The following is a 23,701-nucleotide window of genomic DNA, read 5'->3' on the forward strand; positions in this document are numbered from 1 at the left end:
CCCGAGCCTAACGACTCCGGCCCCGCCCGTCGCCCGACATGCCCACAACAGTCATGATCAGCTCGGCGGGACGACGGGGAGCCGGGCCTTCGCCGGGTCCAGCGCCGGGCCCTGCGGGATGAGCTGCAGCACGTTGGCGGGCACCGGAGTCGCCTGCTTGACGCTGTAGCCGAGCTTGGGGAGCAGGTCCTTGTCGGGGATGGCGAAGCGGCGGCCCTGGTCGGTCACCAGGTAGTACGTCTGGACGGCGGCGAGCTGGCCGTCGCCGGGGAGCAGCCCGGCGAGGATCGCCCGGCCGGGAGGCAGCCGGAGCAGGTCGGAGGCGTCCTTGCGCGGTTCCGGCACCTTGGCGCCGACGACGAGCCTGGCCCGCGCCGACCCCTTCGCGGCGCTGGAGTAGACCGCGCAGAGCGGGCTCGCCGCGTCGTAGGCCATCATCTTCGGCATCGACTTCGGCAGGTCCCCGCCCGGCAGGCGGGCACGCGACTGCGGCGCGGCGTTGGCGGTGGCGGCGTCGAGGTCGATCTCGACCACCGCGCCCCCGCCGTACGCGGCCTTGCTCTCCGGCGCGTTCGCCAGCAGCACGGCCTGGGTGTGGCTGATCGGGGCCAGCCCGTCGGCGAGCAGCACGTACCAGCGGGGGCCGCTCCCCGCCACCGGGGCGACCCGGAACAGTTGCCCGACGGCGGCGGCGTCGCCTCCGGGGCCGGTGGCGGGACGACCCCGTCCCGGGATGGCCGGCGCGGCGAAGTCGGAGCCTTCCGGCAGGGCGTTGAGCCAGTCCACGGGCACGGCGCCGGGCTCGTCGGGGGTGAGGCTGCGGACACCGGGCGAGGTGACCCGCATCCGGGTGTCGCGCCAGATCACCCAGGCCTGGCCGCCGACGTCCACGATGAGCGCGCTGTCGTCGCCGACCGGGCGCCCGCCCACGTCGGTCCCGGCCATCAGCGTCACGTACGGCTTGCGCCCGCCCGCCTCGTCCTCCCCCTGGCGGACGCAGACCGGCCACGGCCCGCGTACGAGCAGGCCGGAGGCGGGCAGCGAGTCGGGGGCGCCCGCGATGCCCACCGCGTGCCCGCGCTCGTACTTCTGCAGGGCCTCGCGGGCGACCACCTGCTCGGTGATGACGGCGGAGTCCAGGATCAGCCGCGCGGAGGCGTAGTTGGCCACCGGGATCAGCCGTCGCTCCTGCTGGCTGAACACGTAGCGGGCGCCGGTCTCGCGCTCGACGATCAGCGTGGCGGGGTTCTCCAGCGACTTGCCGCCCGCGGGGCGCAGCAGGCCCCAGACCGCGAAGCCGACGCCGATCAGGACCGCGACGGCGATGCCCGCGAGGAACCCGATGTTCTGCCGGCGCAGCGGCCACTCCGAACGGTCGGGCTCGCTCTGCATCAGGGCCAGGCCGACGCGCTGGATCGTGAGACGGTACGCCTGGTAGAGATCACGGCGGCTCTGCACGCCCACCCCCGTCGCCGCGGACACTTGCCGTCAGCAAGCTATCGGGTCGGAAGGCGGGAAGGGCGAACGCGTTCACGTTTCTAGAAGCGTGAACGCTCTCCGGCTTTCATATGACGAAAAGCCGGAGGACCTGCCCGTGCCGTTCAGGCGGCCGGAGCGCGGCCCGCTGCCCCGGGGATATGAGGGCTTCGAGTGGGTCACGCCGCTTCGCGAGCCGCCGGAGACCGCCGCCGAGTTGGACGACGGCTGACGGTTCCGTTTTTGCCGAAATATCGGGTTCCTTCGGTGGCTACATGGTCGGATCGTCTCGACGAACTCTTTTGCTGGGGGACATGTGGCGGGTTTCGAGGTGAACTACCGGGCGCTCGAGGAGTGCGGCAGCGTGGCCGCCGCCCAGACCGGCGTCTTCGGCGGGATCGGCGACGGGTTCACGCCAGGCGCGTGCGATGCCTCGATCTTCGGGCGGCTGGACGCCTCCGAGGCCGTCGCCAAGGCGACCGGCGGGGTCGAGACGGCCGCCGCCGGGCAGTTCGCCCCGGCGGAGAGCCTGCTCGGCGGCATCGCACGAGCCGTCGAGGCCGTGTCGGCGAGCCTGCGCGGCGCGGAGGACGCGGCGACGCCCACGCGTGCGACGAGCGCCTGATGGGCACCACCGAGGACGTGGCGCCGCTGAATCAGCTGCTCGGCGACGTCACCGGCGATCCCGGCGCCATCCGTGCGACCGCCACCCGCTGGCGGGAGGCGGCGACCGGCTGCTCGCGCGGGACGAACGAGGTCATGGCGGCGGTGAAGCAGGTCAACGGCACCTGGTCGGGCGATTCGGCCGACGCCTTCGTCGGCTACATGCGGGCCTTCGGGACGTCCGGTGACGCCGTCCAGACCGCGCTGACCGGCGCGGCCGACCGGCTCGACTCCGCCGCCAAGGCCCTGGAGGAGGCCGTCGCCGGAGTCACCGGCCGCCGCGACAGCGCCGTGACCCGGATCGACGCCTACCGCGGGCAGCCCGGGGAGTTCACCGAGGACCAGCTCAGGCCCGGCATCGAGGCGATCGTGAACGAGGAGCTCGGGCTGGCCCGGCAGTACGAGACGACGGCGAACGGGCGGTTGCAGGCCGCGATGTCCGGCCTCGACCAGGCGGCCGGCGACCTGAACGCGAAGTTCACCGCGATGCGTCTCCCCGGCGAGCAGGAGTTCGTCCCGGCGAGGGGCGGCTCGTGGGTGCCCATGCCGGACGTGACGACCGCCTCGGGCGACGGGAGCGGAAGCGGGACCAGTGATGGCGCCACCGGTTTCGGCGGGTACGGCGCGAGCGGGCCGCCACCGGGCGGAAACATCCCCGCGCCGAAGGCCGAGGTGGTCGAGTGGATCAAGCAGGCGCTCGCGATCCTGCGCGACAACGGCTACCAGGTGAGCCCGGACAACCCCGCGGACATCGAGAAGATCTGGACGATCATCCACCACGAGTCCGGCGGCAACCCCAACGCGATCAACCTGTGGGACTCCAACGCCGCCAAGGGCACCCCGTCCAAGGGGTTGATGCAGACCATCGACCCCACGTTCAACGGCAACGCGCTCCCCGGCCACGGGAACATCTGGAACCCGGTGGACAACATCATCGCCGGGGTCCGCTACACCTTCAGCCGCTACGGCTCCCTCAACGGCCACCCGGGCATCGACTCGCTGAACAACGGCGGCGGATACCAGCCCTACTGAGATCAGCTCACGAAGGCACGAATCGCCTGGTAGACGTCGAGTACGGCGAGCGCCAGCGGCATCAGGGCCAGCATGAGCACGATGTCGGCGACGTCGGTGAGCCGTCCCCACAGCGGCGAGGGCTTGCGGGTCACGAGCCGTAGCGAGATCCAGACCACCAGCACGGCCACCACGAGCAGCCCCGGCACGACCACGCCGAGGACCGCGGTGGAGCCCGCGCCCACCGCCACGGCCACGGCGAGCAGGCAGATCCCGGCGAGCCCGGAGACGAGCAGCCACATCCGCTGGGCCCGTCCCTCGAACGCCCTGGCCCGCATCAGCAGCGCGCACGACAGGGTGAGGCTGGTGGTGATCGTCACCCAGGTGCCCGTCGTCACCAGGAGGGCCTGGGCGCCGAGCGCGACCAGGGCGACCCCGCCCAGCAGGCCGCCGATGAACCGGTCGGCCACCACCGTGCGGTCCAGGACCATGCGGCCGTCGAGGTCGCCGCCCTCGCCGCGCAGTTCCTCGGCGTTGGTCGGCAGGGCGGGCAGCGGCAGGCCGGCCAGCCGGAACGCCAACGAGGGCGTCACGGTCGTCAGGCCCACGGCGAGGGCGGCCAGCACCGCGGCGATCCCCGCCGCCGGCACCTCGAAGAACAGGGTGACCGCCGAGCCCAGCAGCCCGAAGAAGGCGGCGACGGCCGCGCCGAGGAAGCTGGGCAGGCCCTTGGCCACGGCGAATCCGGCCGTGGTGGCGAGCATCATGGTGAGCCCGAAGGCGGCCAGCAGGTTCGCGGCCGTCATCCCGGCCAGCGGGATCGGCGGCGCGGGCAGCAGCAGCCCGGCGATGAAGCCGAACGGCAGGGACGCGAATCCGAGTACGGCGCCCGCTCCCGCGTCCCCGGCGGCCCTGGACAGCGCCGTGCCGCCCATGAGCAGCAGCACCGCCGCCACGGCGGCCTCGATCGCGGGCAGGGTCCACGGCGGGCCGGCCGCCAGCAGGGCGAGCGCCGCGACGCCGAGCAGCGCCGTACCCGCCGCCAGGGCGAAGGTCCTGGTGCGGCGGGGGGCCCAGCGGTCGGTGCGCTCCTTGATACCGGTGGCGACGGCGTCGGCCACGTCGTCGAAGGCCACCTGGGGCAGTTCGTGACCGCGCGGGCGCAGGTGGAGCACGTCCCCGTCGCGCACCTCCAGGTCCGACAGGGTGGCGGCCAGCTCGAACGGCGGCTCGCCGAGGCGCTGGAGGACCCATCCGCCGTGGGCGAGCCCGGCGTCGGCCAGGCCGCCGCCCGCCACCCGCAGCAGTGTGGGCAGCATGTCGGCGATGGGCAGGTCGGCGGGCAGCCCGACGTCCAGGTTGCGGCGCGGAGTGACGACCGTTACCCGGCACAGGTCGGTTCCAGTCAGGTTCACCCGCCAGAGTTTATTGACAACTCCCCGCATATCGGCAAAAGGCCTCTATGCATCTAGATACTTCGAAATATCAGGCAATTGGGGGTCCGATGCGATTGGCTTGCCGGTAAACGGGGCGGACTGTCGGTGGGGCGGGATGAGCAACAGCACGATCATCGTCCGGCGGCCGGAACGCCGCCCGGCGCCGGAGCCGCCGACCGGCGAGGTGATCCTCGAATCGCCGCCGGAGATCCCCGAGACGATCCCGGGCGGCGGCCTCACCCAGATGCTGACCTACCTGCCGATGCTCGCGGGCGCGGGCGCGATGGGCCTGATGTTCACCGCGGGCGGGCGCACCAACCCGCTGATGCTGGTCGCCAGCGGGCTGTTCGCCGTCTCCATGGTCGGCATGTCGCTCGGCCAGGTGGCCAGGCAGTCGGGCGAGCGCAAGGGGCGGATCAACGGGCAGCGCCGCGACTACTTCCGTTACCTCACCCAGGTACGGCGGCGCGTGCGCAAGGCCGCCGTGCGCCAGCGCGAGGCGATGACCTGGAACCATCCCGACCCGGCCACCCTGTGGTCGGTGGTGATGAGCTCGCGGCTGTGGGAGCGCAGGCCCCGGGACGAGGACTTCTGCGTGGTCCGGATCGGCACCTCGGCGCAGCGCCTGGCCATCACGCTGGTCCCGCCGGAGAGCAAACCGGTCGAGGACCTCGATCCGATGTCGGCCGGGGCGCTGCGGCGCTTCGTGCGGACCCACGGCACGGTCCCCGACCTGCCGGTGGCGCTGGCCCTGCACTCCTTCGCCAGGATCGTCCCGACGGGCGAGCCGGAGCCGGTCCGCGACCTGGTCCGATCCGTGATCGCGCAGCTGGTGTCCCTGCACTCCCCCGACGAACTGCGGATCTCCGTGTGCGCGTCGCCGGAGCGGATCGCCGACTGGGACTGGGTCAAGTGGCTCCCGCACGCGCTGCACCCCGCCGAGCAGGACGGGGCGGGAGCCGTACGCCTGATCACGCGGAGCCTGGGCGAGCTGGACGAGTTGCTGGGCGGCGAGCTGAAGGACCGGCCGCGGTTCAGCCGGGGGATGTCGGCCGAGGCGTTGCCGTACCACGTGGTGATCCTCGACGGCGGGAGCGTGACGGCGGGGGCGCAGCTCAGCACCGACCCCATCGAGGGCGTGACGGTCATCGACCTGTCGGGGGAGGTCACCGACGCCGTCCCCGCCCAGGTCACGTTGCGGCTGGAGGTCACGGCGGAGCTGGTCGCGCGGATCCGCGAGGACGAGATGGGCAAGCCGGTCGGCACCCCGCTGGGACGGCCCGACAGGTTCGACGTCACCTGCGCCCGCGCGCTGGCCAGGCAGCTCGCGCCGCTGCGGACCGGCGTGTCCGGCGGCGAGACCGAGGCCACCGAGGACGCGCTGGCGGCGGACATGACGCTGACCGACCTGCTGCGGCTCGGCGACGCCCGCGGGCTCGAACCGTCGGTGACCTGGCAGCAGCGCCCGGCGCGCAACCGGCTGCGGGTGCCCATCGGGGTGGGCGGCGACGGCCGTCCGGTCGAGCTGGACATCAAGGAGGCGGCCCAGGGCGGCATGGGGCCGCACGGGCTGGTCATCGGCGCGACCGGATCCGGCAAGAGCGAGCTGCTGCGCACACTGGTGCTGGCCCTGGCCGTCACCCACTCCTCCGAGGTGCTGAACTTCGTCCTGGTCGACTTCAAGGGCGGCGCGACCTTCCTCGGCCTGGACACGCTCCCGCACGTCTCCGCGGTGATCACCAACCTGGAGGACGAGCTGCCGCTCGTCGACCGGATGTACGACGCGCTGCACGGGGAGATGGTGCGCCGCCAGGAACTGCTGCGCTCGGCGGGCAACTACGCGTCGGTCAGGGACTACGAGCACGCGCGCGAGCAGGGGACGCCGCTGGTGCCGATCTCGACGCTGTTCCTGGTACTCGACGAGTTCAGCGAGCTGCTGTCGGCCAAGCCCGAGTTCGCCGAGCTGTTCGTGATGATCGGACGGCTGGGCCGCTCGCTCGGCGTGCACCTGCTGCTGGCCTCGCAGCGCCTTGAGCAGGGGCGGCTGCGCGGCCTGGACACCCATCTGTCCTACCGGATCGGGCTCCGCACGTTCTCGGCGATGGAGAGCCGGGCCGTGCTCGGGGTCGCCGACGCGTACTCGCTGCCCTCGGAACCGGGCAACGGCTACCTGATGTTCGAGACGACCGGGATGACCAGGTTCAAGGCCGCCTACGTCTCCGGGCGGTACCAGCCGGTCAGGCAGGAACAGGCCGCGCCGCGGCACCGGGGACACCAGGGCAAGATCGTCTGGTACGGCGCGGAGCGGGTGCCGCTGCCCGCGCTCGCCGACCCCGGCCCGGCCGCGCCCGGCGCGGCGGAACCCGCGCCGCAGGAGACGCTGCTGGACATCGTCGTGCGCAGGCTCACCGGCAAGGGCCCGGCCGCGCACCGGATCTGGCTGCCGCCGCTGGCCGAGCCCGCCACCCTGGACCAGCTCCTCCCCGAACTGGAGCGAACCGCCACCCACGGGCTCACCGCGGCGGGCACCTCCCAGGACCGGCCCGGACGGCTGCACGCGGTGGCGGGCATCGTGGACCGGCCCTTCGACCAGCGGCGCGACCCGTACTGGCTGGACCTGTCCGGCGCGGCCGGCAACGCGGCGCTGGTCGGCGCGCCGCAGACCGGCAAGAGCACGCTGCTGCGCACCCTGATCGTCTCCCTCGCGCTCACCCACACGCCGCGCGAGGTCCAGTTCTACTGCCTGGACTTCGGCGGCGGCACCCTGTCCTCGCTGGCCGGGCTGCCGCACGTCGGCGGGGTCGCCTCCCGGCTGGACGGCGACCGGGTCCGGCGCACGGTGGCGGAGGTGACCGGGCTGCTGGAACGGCGCGAGCGGATGTTCGTCGAGCGGGGCATCGACTCGGTCGCGACCTACCGGCGGATGCGGGCGCGGGGCGAACTCCCCGACGACGAGTGGGGCGACGTGTTCCTCGTCATCGACGGCTGGTCCACGCTCAGGCAGGAGTTCGACGCGCTCGAACCGGCCGTCACCGACCTGGCCGCCCGCGGCCTCGGGTACGGGATCCACCTGGTCGCGACGGGCAACAAGTGGACCGAGTTCCGCTCCGCCGTACGGGACCTGTTCGCGACCCGGCTGGAGTTGAAGCTCGGCGACCCGTTCGAGTCGGAGATCAACCGCAAGATCGCGGCGAACGTGCCCGAGGGGGCGCCCGGGCGGGGGCTGACCCGCGAGGGCATGCACTTCCTCGCGGCGCTGCCCCGGGTGGACGGCCGGCAGGCGGTCGAGGACCTGGCCGCGGGGGTGCGCGAACTCGCCGCCGCCATGGCCGAGGCGTGGCAGGGGCCCGCCGCCCCTCCCGTACGGCTGCTGCCCGGCCTGCTGCCCTTCCACACGCTTCCCGGACCGGCGGAGACCGGGCCGAAGATCCCCATCGGCATCGACGAGGCCGCCCTGGCTCCCGTCCTGCTCGATTTCGACGCCGACCCGCACTTCGTGGTCTTCGGCGACAACGAGAGCGGCAAGTCCAACCTGCTGCGGGTGATCGCGGAGAGCATCGTGGCCAGGCACACGCCCGGCGAGGCGCGGATGGTCGTCATCGACTACCGGCGCTCGCTGCTGGACACCGCCGACACCGAGCACCGCATCGGCTACGCCGCGTCGAGCACGGCCGCCGCCGCCCTGGTGAACAGCCTGCGCGAGGTGCTGATGACCCGGCTGCCGCCCGCGAACCTGACCTCGGAGCAGCTGCGCTCGCGTAGCTGGTGGACCGGCCAGGACCTCTACATCGTCGTGGACGACTACGACCTGGTGGCCACCTCCGCCAACCCGCTGGCGCCGCTCGGCGACCTGCTCCCGCAGGCGCGCGACATCGGGCTGCACCTGGTCCTCGGGCGGACGATGGGCGGCGCGGGGCGGGCCATGATGGACCCGGTGGTGCGGCGGCTGAAGGAGATGGCGAGCCCCGCGCTGATGATGTCCGGCTCCAGGGACGAAGGCCAGCTCTTCGGCAACGTCCGCCCCCAGTCCCTGCCCACCGGCCGGGGATACCACGTCGACCGGCGCTCGGGGGCCCGGCTGATCCAGTCGGCCTACCTCGCACCCTCGGACCGGCCGCCCGCCGCCTGACACCCGCCACCTGAGCCCGGCCACCTGACCTCTGGCACCTGACCCCGGCCAGCTGAGTCCGGCCGGCTGAGTCCGCCCGCCGGACACGAACGGGCGGGCAGGGTTTCCGGAAGTCGCTGTTCACAGCCGCCGGCGGATGACCTGGACGGACTCCGGCCGCCCGGCGGGATCGCTGGTCGCGGCGGTCAGGAGATGACGGGCGGGCTGGTGTCGCGTCTCCGGCCCCAGAAGTCCTCGTCGTCCGGGGGGAGAGCCGGGCCCGTGGTGTGCTGGGTCTCGCCGCCCTGCGCGCCGCCCGCCCCGCCCATCGGCAGGAACGGGAAGCCGCCGCCGTGGCCCGCACCCGCCGCGCCGCCGGCCGGGCCGCCGCCGACCACGGGGACCGTGCCGGGGCGGACGTCCGCGGTCCCGTGCGGCGCGGGGTTCACCCGTGGTTCCTGGCGGGCGCCGGGCTCCGTGGTGTTCGTCTGCGGGCCGTACGGGCCGCTCTCCGGCTTGGGCGACGTGTTCGCGTTGCGGGTCTCGGGGACCGGCGTTCTGGTCTCGGGGACCGGCGTGCGGGTGTCCGGGGGGCGCACGGTGTCAGCAGGCGGCGTGGCGGGCCGGTCGGGCACCGGTTCGGGAACCTTGGTCTGCGGGGCCTGGCCGGGAGGCGGCTGCGTCCCGGCGAGGCCGGTCTTTCCGTCGTCCTTCCCCGCGGGGCCGTCCTGCCCGGCCTCCCCGCCGACCGGTGGAAAGGCCGGGCCCTGGGCGCCTGTGCCACCTGGGTCGGGTCCCTGAGACGGGGAGCCGGTGGCGGCGAGACCGCCGGGGATGTTCGAGGAGTGCGGGCCCGGCGACGGCGTGGTGTGGACGGCCGACTGTACGGCGTGGCCGGTGGTGCCGCCCGGCGGACGCGGCTGGGCGTCGCCCCCGGGCGGAGGCTGAACCGCCGGCGGGCCGGCCGCGGCGAGTGCGGAGTCCCACGGCAACGTCGGCGGCAGCGCGTCGTGTGCCCGGCCGAGGCTGCCGTTGAGCTCGCCCATGATCTTCTGGGCCTTCTGGTCGCCGTTCGGCCCCACCAGAACCTGGCCGGAGCCGTAGTCTCCGTCGATGTACTCCGGCTCGGTGGCGCCCTCGAAGGACGCCTTGGTGCTCGCCAGCGCCTGGGCGGCCGGGCGGATCGCGGCGGGGATGACCCCGACGGCGTCGTGCAGGCTCTCGACGTAGCGCTGGATCCGCTCCATGCGGCCCAGCGCCTCCCTGGCCGACTCCCCGCCCCAGGTGTCCTCCGCGACCAGCTTCGTCGCGTACGAGCTGAGGTCCATGAACGCCCTGTACAGCACCTCGGCGGTGGCCTCGTAGCCGGCCGCGACCGCCTCGAACCGCGGCGGGTCGGCCGACTGGACCAGTCCTCTGATCTGGTCGCGCCCGCCGTACGCCTCGCCGGGGACGTGTGGGAGCGAGCCCTGCCTGATCGGTGGCGGCTCGCCCACCACACACTCCTCAGCTTGATTTCGGGGTGCTCGCGACAGCCTGGAGATCGCCGTTCTCGAAGGCGTCCGCCGTGCCGTTGACGTTGTCGATCACCTGTTGGACCTGTTGGATCACCAACTGGAGCGTCTGCCGCGTCGCGTCGTCGCCGCGCAGCAGCGCCGCCTCGTAGCCCGCCGCGACGTCCCAGTTTCCCGCTGCGCCGGCGGGAAACGCGGGCAGCGCCCCCAGCGCCGCCTCCAGGGGAGCCAACACGTCCTGCGACATCCGGCCCGCGAGTGTTCGCAAGGTGTCGGGCTTGCACACGATCCGATCGCCCGCCGTCGAGGGATCGATCCGGTACCACTCCCAGTCCCGCCCCAGCAGCAGCTCGTCCATGCCCATGGAGAGTTCGGGGCCGGGATCAGGGGAGATCAGGTCGAGCGGGTCCATCACCACCGGGCGACGTTCTGCCTCTCGGCTTCCTGCAGGATGTCATTGGCGTTCTGCATGGTCGGCGCGAGCCGCTGGAAGGTCGCCGAGACCTGCAACTGCGCCTGGTCCCACTTCAGCTTCTCCTCGCGGTACACGTCTCCGGCCGCCCCCTGCCAGGTCTCCAGCACCTTGAGGTCGTTCTCCATGTCCTCAAGCTCACCCATGAACTGGGTGTAGGCGCTGTTCAGCTCCTCGGCCAGGCTGTTCATACCATCGAAGTGGGCGGAGATCCGCTCCCCCGGGTTCGGCATCGTTCTCTTCCTCTCCGTCGAGACCGGCTGTGACTTAGACGACCGCTGCCGGGTCGCCACCCAATGCGGCCTTGAGCTGCTGGGTGAGCTCCTCGGCGGATGTCTGGGAATTCTGGTAGGAGATGTCGCTGTCCTTGAGCGTCGTCGCGATCCTCTCCAGCGACCTGATCACCGCGGTGAACTGCGGGTCCCACTCGTTGACGACCTGGCTGAACGCGGTCGCGGCCGTACCCGTCCAGACAGTGCCGACGCTCCCGTTGAGTTCCCGCAGCCGCGTCTGGATCTGCACGATGAACGCGTGTGCGTCCGACGCACGCGTGGCCGCCAGAAGCTGGCTTCCATCGTCGTACTGCTGTTGCTGCACCACTCACCTCCGCGAGTTCCCCCGTGGAGGCCCGGACAAGAACTCCCCCACTATGAAAAGAGAGACTAGGGGTAGAAATAACACCCCATCAACTACTTACAAGGATTCTGAACATTTACTTCGTCTCTTGACATGAAACTATTCAATAAATCCTGAAACGCCAGGGCGCCAGCGCCTGCGCCTGCCGCGTGGGACCGTCACCGCCACGAAGATCACCAGCGCACTCACCGCGACCGCGACCGCCGCGACCCCGATCGCGATCGACAGCATCCGCTCGTCCGGCGGAACCCGCTTGGCCACGATGACCGGCTGGGCTCTGAAGGAGCGCCGCACACCGTCGGGCAGCGCCGCGCTCACCGCCTGCGCCGGGTTCACCATGCCCGCCCCGGTCCCCGCCGCGCCCCCGCCGTCGGCCGTGGCCTCGATCCGCCGCTTCACCTGCCACAGGTCCAGCCCGGGGTGACGCGCCCTGACCAGCGCCGCCACCCCCGCGACGTACGGCGTGGCGAAGCTCGTGCCCTCCAGACCGGTCCGGTAGCCGCCACCCGTCCAGATGCTCGTGATCTCCGCGCCGGGAGCGGTGACCGAGACCGTGGTCGCGCCGTTGGAGAACTCCGAGCGGGAGCTGTCACGGGAGGCCGACCCGACCGCGATGACGCCGGGGTAGTTCGCCGGATAGGCCGGTGTGGTGCTCCCACCACCCTCCTTCTCGACGTTGCCCGCCGCCGCGACGATCACGACGTCCTTCCCCTGGGCGTAGGTGACGGCGGCCTTGAGGTCGGCCTGGTCGGACGCCTGCACCGACACGTTCACGACGTCCGCGCCGAGGTCGGCCGCCCGCCTGATCCCTTCGGCGAGCCTGGACACCCTCCCGTCCCGCTGGTCCGTCTGCTTGACGGCCACGATCCGGACGTCCGGCGCCACGCCGAGAAACGGCACGCCGCGCGCGGTCAGGTCGCGGGCCGCGATGATCCCCGCAACGGCCGTACCGTGCCCGACGCAGTCGCGCGCGCCCGTCCCCGTGAGGTCCACGGTGTCCGTCACCCTGCCCGCGAGCTGCGGATGGGAGGCGTCCACCCCGCTGTCGACCACCGCGACGACCACCCCCTCACCCCGGGTGAGCTTCCACGCCTGCCTGAACTTCAGCCGCTCCTGCGGCCACGGGATGCCTTCGACGTCGCGAACCCCGGGCTCCGGCGTGCAGGCCGGAGCCACTCGGGACGCGGCCGACGCGGCCGGCGCCGCCGGCATCCCCGAGACCACCATGACAGCGGCACAGACGGCGACCGTGTTTCCCCGGCGCGGCCGTAAATTTTCCCGCCGACCGAACATTTCCAGAAATCGTGAAATATAAGTCGCGCAGCCGAATAAACTGCTATAGACCGTCATAGGCGGCCTCTCCTAACATTTCCTCACTTGCCGTATATGCTGACATCAACGTGGGATATCTGTAATAACATCTACGGCGAATGCATTCTGACGTATGGCGTCAAGGGGGATTCGATGGTCGCGCCACTTGTCATCGGCGCCGTCCTCGGCGGGGCGGCACTCGTGGGCCTGCTCGCGGGCGACTCGGCTCAGGACCCGGAGGCGGCGAAGCGGGAGTTCTGGGAGGACTACCACAACACGCTGAACACCATGCACGCCCCACCCGCGCCACCTTCGGTCAAGACGCACGACGACTGGCTCAACGCGATGCGGGTCGACCCCTCCCTGGTGCGGGAGGAGACCTTCATCAATCCCGAGGCGTTCAAGGCGATCACCGACGAGCTCCAGCGCGACCTCGACCAGTTCAAGGGCGACGGCGACGGGGCCCTGCAACGGATACTGCAGGAACGCCTGGCCCCGCAGGACGGCGACTTCGGCAGCTGGCCGACCGCTCACGAGATGCAGCCGATGGTCGCGCAGTGCCAGTCAACCACCGCCTCGGTCCTCTCCGAGGCGCTCATCCAGTACGAAGCGATCGTCCAGGCCCTCCGTGCCTGTGCCGACAACAGCAGGGCGCACGACGAGAAGAGCGCCGCGGACATCGCCCAGCACACCTGACGGAGGACGAGATGGTCGGCGACGCGGGCGGCGAGCAGAGCCACCCCCTCAGGTCGGGCGTGAAACGACCCGAGATCGAGCATCCCTACCAGACACACGACGAGGTCCGGAAGGTGCTGGGCCACGACGCGTCGACGATCAACACGGGCGGCGTCATCGCCGCCGGGCAGGGGTACGAGGACATCCGCACCCGCTGCGTGCAGTCAGTCGAGACGCTGCGCAGGCAGGCGGAGGTCATCGCCGAGAACTGGGGCGGCGAGGCGGCCCGTAAGGCACTCGACGACGTCCAGAAGCTCCAGGAGACCCTGGCGAACGTCAAGTGGACGTCCGAGCAGATCGCCCCCCGCCTGCGCTGGTGCGGCGAGACCCTGCTGCCGTTCTTCGTGCAGCACCTGCCCGAGCGGGGCGACGAGGTGGCCCGGGTCCACCTCCAGGAGCTCAACCGGCGCCTGGTGGGCGACGTCTACGACCCGACTCCCCTGTTCCTGCGGCAGGACCTCCCGGCCGTGACGCCCGGCGACGATCCGGGGGCGACCGACCGGTCCGGCCTCGGCGGCCTGAACGGGCTCGGCGGCCTCGGATCCTCTCCCGGACTCGGCGGCGTCCCCGACCCTTACGGCTCCACCCCGCTGGACGGCGGCCTCGGCGACCTGACCGGGCCGCAGGAGCCCGGCGGCACCGTCCCGCCATGGCAGACGCCCGGCCCGGCCGGGCCGAACACCCCTGACCTGAACGGCCCGCGGGATCCCGGCGATCCGTCCTCCCCCGACCTTCCCGGGCCGCAGGTGCCGACCACGCAGAATCCCGACCTCAACGCGGCGACCCGGCAACAGGTCCCCGAGTACGGCCGGCAGACCCAGCTCTCCGGAGTGCCCGAGACCGCCCTGACCAATCCCAACTTCGGCCCCAACGGAACCAACGGAACCAACGGAACCAACGGAACCACCACCGGTCTGGGACCGTCGACCGGGACCGGCCCCGGGGGTCCTGCACCGGTCAGCGCCCAGGCCGGCGGGCCGGCGAACGGCGGCGTCGTCGCCGGGGGCCGGGGCGCGGGGGCCGCCGGGGGACCGTTCGGCATGATGCCGCCGATGATGGGCGGCGGGCAGCCGGGCCAGGAGCAGACCCAGAACCGCATCAGTTCCCTGCTGGAGGACGACGACATCTGGGGCACCGATGACGCCGGCTCGCCGGCAGTGCTCGATTGACCGCCTCGGCCACGGAGACCGAGAAGGTCTCCGGATACACCTTGCTCGAGCCGATCGGGCAGGGCGGCATCGGCACGGTTTACCGGGCGCATCCCGAGCGCGATCCCGGCCGGATCGTGGCGGTCAAGGTGCTGTCCGTGGAGCAGACGCGCAGGCGGGGGCTGAAACGGTTCGCCCGCGAGTGCCTGCTGCCCGCCCGGCTCTCCGCCCACCAGAACGTGGTCGCGGTGCTCGCCGCCGGAGTGACCCGGTCCGGCCGGCCGTACATCGTCTCGGAGTTCTACGAGGGCGGCACGCTCGCCGACCGGCTCGGCCGCATCGGGCCGCTGCCCCTGCGGGAGGTGCTCGGCACCGGGATGGCCGTCGCCGGCGCGCTGGCGGCGGCCCACGAGGCCGGGATCGTGCACGGAGACGTCAAGCCCGGCAACGTGCTGCTGTCCGCGAGCGGCGAGCCCGCCCTGGCGGACTTCTGCGTCGCGCGCCTGGCCGACCTGGGCGAGTCGCCCGCCGAGCCCGTCCGCAGCCCCGCGCACCTCGCCCCCGAGGTCCTCAACGGGCAACCGCACACGCCCGCCTCCGACGTCTACTCGCTGGGCTCGACCCTGTACGAGCTGCTCGCCGGCCGGCCGGCGTTCCACGTCGACGGCCGCACGGCGATGGCTCAGTTCGTGCTGCGCGTGCTCACCGAGGACCCGCCGGGCATCGCCCGGCCCGACGTGCCGGCCCCGGTCCTGCACACGATCCGCCAGGCCATGGCGAAGGACCCGGCCGAGCGTCCGCCCACCGCGCTCGCCCTCGCGGAACTCCTGGCCGATCTGATCGTCGCGGGAACCCGGCCCGCTCCCCCGCCCAGCCCCGCCCAGGGCTCGCCGGACGGCGGGGGCCCCGACGACGGCATCCTGGTGTGGACCATCGAGCCGCCGCTTGATCCCGGCGAGCTGACCCGCGAAGCGCCCCGCTCGCCGGACCGGCTGGTCTGGCCGGTCGCCCCGGCCCTGCCCCGCCCCGAGTCCGGCACACCACCGCTTCCCGCCCCGGCATCACCGCCCGTCACCCCGAACCACCAGGCCACTCCCCCGCTCATCGCCCCGGCATCACCGCCCGCCACCCCGAACCACCAGGCCACTCCCCAGGCTTCCCCTTTCACCACCCCGAACCACCAGACCGCTCCCCCGCTCGTCGCCCCGGCATCACCGCCCGTCGCCGCGAGCCGTCAGTCCGCGCCCCCGTTCACCGCCGGCAGGCCCCGGCCCCCGGGGATCGCGAGCACATCGGGCAAGGCGACCATGGCGGGGAGCACGGGCCCGGCCGAGGCGGCGAAGTCGTCGGCGAAGCCGGTCGTCGCGGCGGTGCTGGCGTTCGCCGTCGTCATCGGCATCGGCGGAGTGATCACGGCGATCGTGCGCGGCGGCCCCGTGAAGCTCACGCCTGCCGCCGGCGAGCCCGGCACCGAGGCCCCCGCTACCCCCGGCCCCACCGCACCGGACGCCGTCGTCTCCACGGAGCCATCGGCTCCGCCCTCGGCCCGTCCTTCGAAGAAGCGCGTCGATCCCGCGACCCTCGCCGCCGCCCGTCCGCGCGCCCTGAAGCTCGTGACGGACAACGGCGCGACGGTGACCCTGTCGTGGCGGCTGGCCCGCAGGAGCGACTACCCCATGGTGCTCCAGCGCTCCCCCGGCGCCCCCGCGCTCACCACCATGGACGCCTCCACCAGCACCTTCACCGTCGGCGGCCTCGACCCGGCCACCGCGTACTGCTTCAAGGCGGGCGTGGTGGTGGCCCTCGGCCGGCCGTCCACCGTGGCCTGGTCCCCCGCCCTCTGCATTCGCGGCGGAACGGAGACCGGCGACACCGGCGACACCCCCGAGGACGTTCAGCCGCCCATCGTCCTGCCTCCGGCCTCGCCGCCGGCCACCGCTCCGGTGACCGTCTTCACCTCCCCCTGAGTCGGCGGGCTCAGCGGGAGAGTGAGCCGGGGCCGAGACGGCGGCGGATCCGGCGCGGCAGGGTGACCTCGCGTCTGACCATGAGGTCCACGGCCGCGCTGTGCTCCCAGGCGGTGTCGGCGGCGGCCCAGTCCGGGTGGCCGCCGCCGTCCGCGAACCAGGTCAGGTTCACCAGCCCGGCCAGCGGCCGGAGATGCGCGCCCGCGGCGGGATCCCGCAACGCCGACGCGCCGATGGCCGCGACCTCCTCGGCCGTGAGCGACGAGGAGGCCGGGACGCCCACCGCGCGCAGCCGGCCGGTGGTCTGCCGCCACGCCCCTTCGATCCGCGCCTCCGGCGTACCGGCTCGCCGTCGTCGCCACCGCCTCCACACCGGCACGACCAGGACGGCGAGCAGGTAGACGGCGACGAGCCCGCCCCCGGAGGCGCCGGCGATCAGCGGCCACGGCGGCTCGGCGTCCCGTTCCCGCGGGTCACCGCGCGGGGTGGGCTTCTTGGACGGCGAAGGACGGGGCGTCGGCTCGGATTCGGCGCTCTCGGAGCCGATCTGCCGTTCGATCTGCTGACGCCGCTCGCTGATCCCCTCGGCGGTCTCCCCGTCGCCCGCCGAGTCGCCGCGCGGGGGCGTCGGGTAGAACGGCACCCACCCCAGCCCGGTGAACTCGACCTCCGCCCAGGCCAGCACGTCACCCGAGAGCACCCGCCGCTCGCCGTCCGCGACCGTTCCCGGCTGGAATCCGACGACGACCCTGCTGGGCAGCCCGAGGGTCCGCGCGAGCACCGCGAACGCGGCGGCGAACTGCTCGGTGGTCCCGCGCCGCTCCTGCCGCAGGAAGAAGTCGAGGTTGCCGTAACTGTGGCCGGGGGGCGAGTTCACGTCGTAGACCGCCCGGCGCCGCAGATACTCCGCGAGCAGTACGGCCTGCCGCATCGGACGGCGGGCCCCCTTCGTGGCGTCCTGAGCGAGCCTCCTGAACTTCGCCACCTGCGGCGCGGTGCGCCCGCCCGGCGCGGCGGGCAGTTCGAGCGCCGTCGGGTTCCGCGTCGGGACGGCGTCGCGCAACTCCGCCGTGGAGAACTCCCGCACGGCCGAGGTCACGGTGTACGTCATCCCCTCCCGCACCGGCGTCGGGCTGGTCAGCACGCCGGTCACCGGGTCGACCGTCACAGCGGCGCCGCTCACCGACCGGGGCCGGTCCGCGGCGGGCAGCCAGACCCCCGGCAGGCCCGCCATCGTCACCCGTTGTTCCACCTCCTCGCGGTCGCCCTCGCTCGCGGACGGCGGCACCCGCCCCTGCGAGGGCAGGAACCCGCCGGTGGACGACCACGCGGCCCCGTCGAACCGGTCGAGCACGGCCAGCCGCCAGTTGGCGTCGGTGCCGGACCGCGCCGTGAACATCGGCCGCTGCGGGTTCTGCAGCCACGAGGAGACGTAGTCGAGCGGGCTGACCCCCTGGAGCGGCCGCGCCGGTGGCGGCGTCACGTGCCTGCGCACGTCGTACGGCTCGGCCGCGACCGGGATCATCGCACCCGCGACGCCCGCCGCCGGTCCGAGCACGAGCAACGCGACCACGCCGGCGACGGCCGTCCGCGCCGACCCCGCGGCGCGCACCAGCGCGAGGAGCAGAGCCCCCACGACGAGGGCCGACGCCCACGGGAACCCGGAGCCCACCCCCGCGACACCCAGCACCGACGCCACCAGGAACACCAGGGCGGCGGGCACGACCGGCAACACCCTGGTCCCGGTGCGCAGCACCGTCTCCGCGCCGGCCAGCGCGGCCAGCCAGACCAGGGCGTGCACCAGGACGATCGTCCCGGGGGCGGGGGCGGCGGGCAGGATCGTGGTGAGGAGCGCCTTCCAGGCGTCGCGCACGCCGAGGACGGCGCCGCTCAGGGTCCCGGGGCCGGGCAGGAACCCGGCCGTGGCCTGGGCGCGGAACAGCGTCGCGGAGACGACGAGCGTCCAGCTCAGCAGGCTGACGACGAGCGAGCACCAGAGCGGCAGCCTGCCGTACAGCACGGCCGACACCGCGGCCGGCACCGCCGCCGCGACCGCCACGACGGGAACCAGGTCGCCGAGCAGGAAGACCCCGTCGAACGCTAGCCCCGCGACGCCCGCGAGGGCCACCACCACGAGAACGGCGAGAACCCGCCGCACGCCCGGACCGGCGCCTCCCGTACCCCCGGCACCAGTGGTCACCTCGGCCACCCCGCTCGCAGGTCGTCCAGATCGGCGATCTCGACGACGGAGACGTCGGCGATGGCCAGGCGGGGACCGTCCTCGGCGGCCTGGACCCAGACGCAGACCACCCGGTCGAAGCGGCGGCGCAGCGAGGCGGCCTGGGCGAGCGCGTCCCGGGCCCCGCTGACCAGGACGAGGGACCCGCCGGCCGGGGCTCGCCGTACGATGTCCAGCGGTGGCCTGGCGTCCGGTTCCCGTTCCACCAGGGCCAGCCGGTCGAGCACCTCCTCCGCCTCGGCGGGGGAGCCCTTCGTCGTCAGCAGTGTCCCCGCGCCGGTCAGCAGATGGACCGGGTAGTGCCGGCGGGCGGCCGAACAGGCGGCGGAGGCCGCGGCGTCGACGGCGAGTTCGAAGTCGTCGTCGCCCTCGTAGGCTCCCGGGCGGGTGTCGAAGGCCACGGTGGTGTGCGGCAGGCTGATGTCGACGAGCTGCTTGACCATCAGCACCCCGGTGCGCGCGCTCGACCGCCAGTGGACGTGCCGCATGTCATCGCCGATCACGTATTCGCGCAGCGTGTGGAACGCGACCGTGCCGCTCGGCGCCGCCCCGGTGGACACGCCCTCCAGGTGGCGGCTGCGGCCCGCGGAGAGCAGGTCGAGCGGGACGGTGCGCGGCCGTACCAGGAGCGTGTCGGCGCCGCCGTACTGTGTGGTGCGCCTGGCCAGGCCGAACGGGTCGCCCCTGCTCAGACGGAGCGGGCCCACGGCGATCTCGCCGCGCCGCCGGGTCGGCAGCCGGTACGACACGGTCCGGGTGGCGCCCCTGGGGAGCCGGGGGACCTCGACCGCCAGCGGCGTGCCCAGGCAGGCGTCCTCGGCCCGCAGCCCGCCGCGCGCCATCCGGCCCAGGTTCCGCACGTTCAGCATGGCGATGGCCGCCTCTCCCCTGGTCACCTTGACCGGAGTGATCTCCCTTCGTACGGCCAGCCGCGGGCGGCCCAGCGTCCACAGCAGGCTCGCCGCGACGGCGGCGGCGGCACCGGCGGCCAGCACGGCGGCGAACCGGAAGCCGAGCGGGCCCCCCGCGCCGTAGAGCAGCGCGGCGGCGGCGAGGGTCCCCCAACCGGTCTTGGTGATCATTCGCATCCCTGAGGCGGCCTGACGATCACTCACACTCCCACAGCGGAGCGGCGGGGAAGCCCCCCTTCGGAGTGGCCATGAGCACGTCGTTGAGATAGCCGTTGCCGTTGCCGGACTCGACCTTGTTCCAGACGTCGCTGCTCTGGTTGGTGTCCGTGTCGGTGTAGTGCGCGCCCTTCACCTGGCAGAGCACCGTCAGGGTGATGTACTGGCCCTTGAGGATCGTTCCGGCCTCGCCGTCGGCCGACGGGCCGGGCCTGATCAAGGTGTTCCGATCGTCGTTGTTGGCGTTCTGGAACTGGGCGGGCGGCGGCTGGAGGTTGGCCCTGGCCTCGGCCTGTTCCTGGCTCTCCCCGGCGTTGTTCCTCGCCTTGATGGTCCAGGTGTACTCCTGGCCGTTCTTCAACCCGGTGACCTCGGCGTTCGTCCCCTCAGGGTTCGCCGGGTGGTCGCCGGGGCCGGAGAGGACGTAGGTGGCACCGTCCTTGGCGTTCTCGGGGGCCGACCAGGTCAGGTCGGCGCCGTGGTTCTTGGCCTTGGCCTCGAAGCCGGACGGCTTGCCGGGCGCGACGCACGGCCGTACCGGGATGCTCGGCTCGGAGACCGCCTCGCCGCCGTCGTACTCGGCGGCCACCCGGAAGGAGTACTCCTGGGCGCAGTCGCCACCGGTGACCTTGAACTGGAAGGGACCGTCGGGGCTCACCTTCGACGGGCTGACGTCGCCCGACGCGCCCTTCAGCGTGTAGCCGGTCGGGGTGCCGGTCCCCGACGGGCTGAACGTCACCTCGATCCAGCCGGGACCGGAGTGCGCCGTGACCGTGCTCGGCGCGCTGGGCGGCGTGGGCGTCGGGGTGGGTGTCGGCGTGGGCCGCGGCGACGACGTGCGCGTCCCGGTCGGAGTCGGGCTCGGGGAGGCGGTCACGGTGGGCGTGGGCGTCACGGTGACGGTCGCCGTGGGGCCCGGCGTGTTCCCGGCCTTCCCGGTGGGCCTCGGGGGCGTCACCGGCTGCCTGCTGGGCACGCTGGTCGGGATGGGGATCGGGGTGATCGTGGCGGTGTTGGGGCCGGGCGTCGGCCTGCCGTACTTGCCGACCCGGTGGGTGCTGCCGTCCTGCTGCACCACCAGGGCCGTCTCGCTGCCCTGGTCGTTCACCCAGAGCAGGCCGTCCTTGACGAAGACCTCCAGGTCGCCGGCCTTGCCGGTGACGGACACCTCGGGGTCGAACCGCCCGGCGGCGGCGTCGTAGACGATGAGCGTGCCGCTGCCCTCGTCGGGGATGTAGACCCGGCGGCCGAGGGCCTGGGGCGCGCCGAGCTTGCCGCCCCTGACGGACACGGTGTCGAGCGAGCCGCCGGCGGTGTCGACGAGGACCAGGGCGCCCTGCCGGGGAGCCAGGATCGGCACGATCGGGCCCTCGGTGTGCGCGGGCGCGAGCACGCCGCCGCGCCCGGCCTCGGTCACGGTGGAGGGCAGACTCACCTTCAGCCGGGTGGCGGTCGGGCCGATCACCATCGCGGTCGCGGACGCGGAGTTGGTGACCACCGGCACGCCCTGCGCCATGGTGAGGGACAGCGGGTCACCCGGCTCGCCCGCATCGACGGCCGTCCCCTGCTGCGCGCCCTTGACCTGCGCGACCTTCCCCTCGGCGGGGACCGGCACCCAGAGCGTGCCGTGCTTGTCGAGCCCCGCCTGGCCGAGGGGCGGCTTGAGGGCGACCGGGCTGCCGAGCGTGTTGAGGTTCAGCGGGTCGATCTGCTGGACGGTCCCCTTGCGCGGGTCCACGGCGTACGTCTTGCCGCCGCCGGCCACCAGTTGCATGCCCGAGGCCCCGAGGTTGCCCGTCTGGGCGACGTTGAGCTGGGTCGGGTCGATCCGGCTGACCGCCCCGGTCTCCTCGTCCACGACCAGCACGCTGGAACCGTCCTCGACAACCTTCAGCTTGCCTGCCTTGGCCGAGGCGAGCTTGACCCGGGCGTCCACCTGCCCGGACAGGCCGTTGGCGTGCGAGACCTCGCCGTTGATCGCGCTGGCCAGCCAGGCCCCGATGTTGGCCAGCTCCGGCCGCGCGCTGGACACGCCCACTCCGAACAGCAGGACCGAGCCGGTCAGCAGGGTCACCAACCCGATCGCGATCACCACGGTCAGCCGGTTGCCCGTGAGCTTCCCGACCACGGCCTTCCCCCGAAGACCTCGCCAGCGTACGGCCACGCGTCACTCACCTTGCAGCGTCAGAGCCTTCCCCACGGCGTATTCGCCGCTCGCGCGAATCACCCTATCCAGCACCTTTTCGCCCCAACGCTGACTTCATCAAAGGTGGAAACGTCAAGAACTCCGAGATCCGCGCCGAAGCGTCGACCGGCAGGGTCCCTTCGGGCAGGCTTCGTCAGTCCGCCTTCGACCGTCGGGCGTAGGCCCGGGCGGCGCGGGCGCGGTCGCCGCAGCGGGTGGAGCACCAGTGGCGGCGGCCGTGGCGCAGCAGGTAGCGGTTGCAGGGGGTGGAGTCGCAGGCGGTGAGACGTTCGGCGTCGGGGCCGGTGAGCAGGTCGGCGGCGTCGGCGGCGAGGACCGCGAGGGCGTGGTCGAGGAACTGGTCGGTGGGGCAGGAGGCCTCGCGGTACAGGCCGCGAGTGGGGTCCCAGTGCAGCAGGGAGGCGGCGGGGGCGAGGGTGAGCGCGGCGTTGACGGCGGCGAGGGCCCCAGGCGACGCGGGGTGCCCGCCGACCTGGCAGGCGAGCAGTGCTCTGATCTGTTCGCGTAGCGACCGGAGCCGTGCGGCGCACATCTCCTGCACGGCGAGAGCGTCGCCGGGGAAGAGGCCGCGTCCGACCAGCCACTGGTTGGCGGTGGCCGGGGTGCCGAGCAGGTCGATGAACTGCCCGCCGGGCTGAGCGATGGCGCTGTTGACGAAGTCGAGGGCGAGGTACTGCTCCGCCCCCGGCGCGGGCGGCAACGCGGACTCGGCGGTCGGGGTTTCCCTCATGGCTCTCATGGTACGACTTGCGTTCATCCGTGAGGAACAACTACTGTCACTCACGGATAGACAAGCCTTCATCCGTGAGGAATTCGTCATGACTTCTGCCGATGAGCAGTTCCCCGTCCGCGTATTAGGCGGCCCGACCGCCCTCTTCGAATACGGCGGTCTGAGGTTCCTGACCGACCCGACCTTCGACGCTCCCGGCGACTACCAGGTGCCGGGCGGCCTCCTGACCAAGACGGAGCCCTCCTCCGCCGCACCGGCCGGCCTCGGCCGCATAGACGTGGTCCTGCTCTCCCACGACGAGCACCCCGACAACCTCGACAACTCCGGCCGGGCCCTGCTCGCCGACGTCCCGCTCACCCTCACCACCCCCGGGGGCGGGCAGCGCCTTGGGAGCGGGGCCAAGGGACTGGCCGACTGGGAGCCGATCGAGCTGGACCGCCCCGGCGGCGGCACGATCACCGTGACGGGCGTGCCCGCCATCCACGGGCCCGGCGCACGCGAGGAGGTCGAACCGATCACCGGCCAGGTCGTCGGATTCGTCCTGACCGGGGAGGACCTGCCCACGGTCTACGTCAGCGGGGACAACGCCTCGCTCGATCTGGTCAAGCAGATCGCCGAGCGCTTCGGCCCGGTGGACACCGCCATCCTCTTCGCCGGGGCTCCCCGCGTCCCCGTCATCTTCGACGGCGCGCCCATCGTCCTCGACAGCGCCCAGGCCGCCGAGGCCGTCACGATCCTCGACGCCCGCCGGGTGGTTCCCGTCCACTACGACAGCTGGTCCCACTTCACCGAGGGCCGTGCCGAACTGGTAGCCGCTTTCACCGACGCCGGGCTGATCGACCGCTTGGACCTGGGCCGGCTGGGCTGAACGGGCGGGCCCGGCCGATACCCCGGCCGGGCCGTCCGAACAGGCTGACGCGCC

18 protein-coding genes are annotated in these 23,701 nt (G+C 72.9%); 7 read left to right on the plus strand and 11 right to left on the minus strand.

All coding sequences use genetic code 11. The features are described 5' to 3' along the window. Positions 1 to 57: 57 nt before the first annotated feature. Positions 58 to 1,482 (minus strand): type VII secretion protein EccB, encoded by a 1,425-nt coding sequence (gene eccB, locus MBA17_RS10540; protein ID WP_238496142.1) that lies wholly within the window; start codon positions 1,480 to 1,482, stop codon positions 58 to 60. A gap of 310 nt (positions 1,483 to 1,792) precedes the next feature. Between eccB and MBA17_RS10545 the strand changes: the two genes are divergently transcribed. After that, positions 1,793 to 2,101 (plus strand): hypothetical protein, encoded by a 309-nt coding sequence (locus tag MBA17_RS10545; RefSeq protein WP_238496143.1) that lies wholly within the window; start codon positions 1,793 to 1,795, stop codon positions 2,099 to 2,101. Then, entirely contained in the window at positions 2,101 to 3,171 is a 1,071-nt protein-coding gene (locus tag MBA17_RS10550) for a WXG100 family type VII secretion target (protein WP_238496144.1), read from the plus strand. The genes MBA17_RS10545 and MBA17_RS10550 overlap by 1 nt, the downstream gene beginning before the upstream one ends. A 2-nt stretch (positions 3,172 to 3,173) precedes the next feature. Here the strand turns inward: MBA17_RS10550 and eccD are convergent, their stop codons facing one another. Beyond that, positions 3,174 to 4,565 carry a type VII secretion integral membrane protein EccD gene (eccD, locus tag MBA17_RS10555; protein ID WP_238496145.1) on the minus strand — a complete coding sequence of 464 codons (1,392 nt, stop codon included), beginning with the start codon at positions 4,563 to 4,565 and terminating at the stop codon, positions 3,174 to 3,176. Positions 4,566 to 4,701: 136 nt separating this feature from the next. Here eccD and eccCa point away from each other — a divergent pair, with 136 nt between their 5' ends. Beyond that, positions 4,702 to 8,715 (plus strand): type VII secretion protein EccCa, encoded by a 4,014-nt coding sequence (gene eccCa, locus MBA17_RS10560; protein WP_238496146.1) that lies wholly within the window; start codon positions 4,702 to 4,704, stop codon positions 8,713 to 8,715. A gap of 185 nt (positions 8,716 to 8,900) precedes the next feature. Here eccCa and MBA17_RS10565 read toward each other — a convergent pair whose 3' ends face one another. From MBA17_RS10565 to mycP, 5 genes are all read right to left on the minus strand, one after another. Next, entirely contained in the window at positions 8,901 to 10,190 is a 1,290-nt protein-coding gene (locus MBA17_RS10565; protein WP_238496147.1) for a WXG100 family type VII secretion target, read from the minus strand. A gap of 10 nt (positions 10,191 to 10,200) precedes the next feature. After that, positions 10,201 to 10,620, minus strand: coding sequence for a hypothetical protein (locus tag MBA17_RS10570; protein ID WP_238496148.1), 420 nt, complete (start codon positions 10,618 to 10,620; stop codon positions 10,201 to 10,203). Beyond that, positions 10,620 to 10,913, minus strand: a complete 294-nt coding sequence (locus MBA17_RS10575; protein ID WP_238496149.1) for a WXG100 family type VII secretion target — start codon at positions 10,911 to 10,913, stop codon at positions 10,620 to 10,622. The genes MBA17_RS10570 and MBA17_RS10575 overlap by 1 nt, the downstream gene beginning before the upstream one ends. 34 nt (positions 10,914 to 10,947) lie before the next feature. Then, a complete protein-coding gene (locus MBA17_RS10580; RefSeq protein ID WP_238496150.1) occupies positions 10,948 to 11,277 on the minus strand; it encodes a WXG100 family type VII secretion target in 330 nt (109 codons plus the stop codon). Positions 11,278 to 11,415: 138 nt separating this feature from the next. Continuing rightward, positions 11,416 to 12,528, minus strand: a complete 1,113-nt coding sequence (gene mycP / locus MBA17_RS10585; protein ID WP_238496151.1) for a type VII secretion-associated serine protease mycosin — start codon at positions 12,526 to 12,528, stop codon at positions 11,416 to 11,418. Positions 12,529 to 12,780: 252 nt separating this feature from the next. Between mycP and MBA17_RS10590 the strand changes: the two genes are divergently transcribed. From MBA17_RS10590 to MBA17_RS10600, 3 genes are read left to right on the plus strand one after another with little or no spacing between them, the layout of a single operon-like run. Then, the gene (locus tag MBA17_RS10590) at positions 12,781 to 13,323 is read left to right on the plus strand and encodes a hypothetical protein (RefSeq protein WP_238496152.1); all 543 of its coding nucleotides are present in this window, start codon (positions 12,781 to 12,783) and stop codon (positions 13,321 to 13,323) included. 11 nt (positions 13,324 to 13,334) lie between these two features. Continuing rightward, positions 13,335 to 14,531, plus strand: a complete 1,197-nt coding sequence (locus tag MBA17_RS10595; protein ID WP_238496153.1) for a hypothetical protein — start codon at positions 13,335 to 13,337, stop codon at positions 14,529 to 14,531. Beyond that, positions 14,528 to 16,477, plus strand: a complete 1,950-nt coding sequence (locus MBA17_RS10600; RefSeq protein ID WP_238496154.1) for a serine/threonine-protein kinase — start codon at positions 14,528 to 14,530, stop codon at positions 16,475 to 16,477. Before MBA17_RS10595 ends, MBA17_RS10600 begins: the two co-directional genes overlap by 4 nt. Positions 16,478 to 16,487: 10 nt before the next feature. On the opposite strand, the gene MBA17_RS10605 is transcribed toward MBA17_RS10600, so the two are convergent. From MBA17_RS10605 to MBA17_RS10620, 4 genes are all read right to left on the minus strand, one after another. After that, a complete protein-coding gene (locus MBA17_RS10605; protein ID WP_238496155.1) occupies positions 16,488 to 18,677 on the minus strand; it encodes a transglutaminase TgpA family protein in 2,190 nt (729 codons plus the stop codon). Beyond that, positions 18,674 to 19,798: a DUF58 domain-containing protein gene (locus MBA17_RS10610; RefSeq protein ID WP_238496156.1), complete on the minus strand. Its 1,125-nt coding sequence runs from the start codon at positions 19,796 to 19,798 to the stop codon at positions 18,674 to 18,676. Before MBA17_RS10610 ends, MBA17_RS10605 begins: the two co-directional genes overlap by 4 nt. Positions 19,799 to 19,823: 25 nt before the next feature. Next, a complete protein-coding gene (locus tag MBA17_RS10615; protein WP_238496157.1) occupies positions 19,824 to 22,007 on the minus strand; it encodes a hypothetical protein in 2,184 nt (727 codons plus the stop codon). A 175-nt stretch (positions 22,008 to 22,182) separates the two neighbouring features. Further along, on the minus strand, positions 22,183 to 22,779 hold the full coding sequence (locus tag MBA17_RS10620) for a CGNR zinc finger domain-containing protein (protein ID WP_238496158.1): 597 nt from the start codon (positions 22,777 to 22,779) through the stop codon (positions 22,183 to 22,185). Positions 22,780 to 22,867: 88 nt separating this feature from the next. Between MBA17_RS10620 and MBA17_RS10625 the strand changes: the two genes are divergently transcribed. Then, positions 22,868 to 23,647, plus strand: a complete 780-nt coding sequence (locus MBA17_RS10625; RefSeq protein ID WP_238496159.1) for an MBL fold metallo-hydrolase — start codon at positions 22,868 to 22,870, stop codon at positions 23,645 to 23,647. Positions 23,648 to 23,701 lie beyond the last annotated feature (54 nt).

This window comes from Dolomitihabitans soli, from assembly GCF_022213955.1.
GTDB lineage: Bacteria > Actinomycetota > Actinomycetes > Streptosporangiales > Streptosporangiaceae > Streptosporangium_A > Streptosporangium_A soli.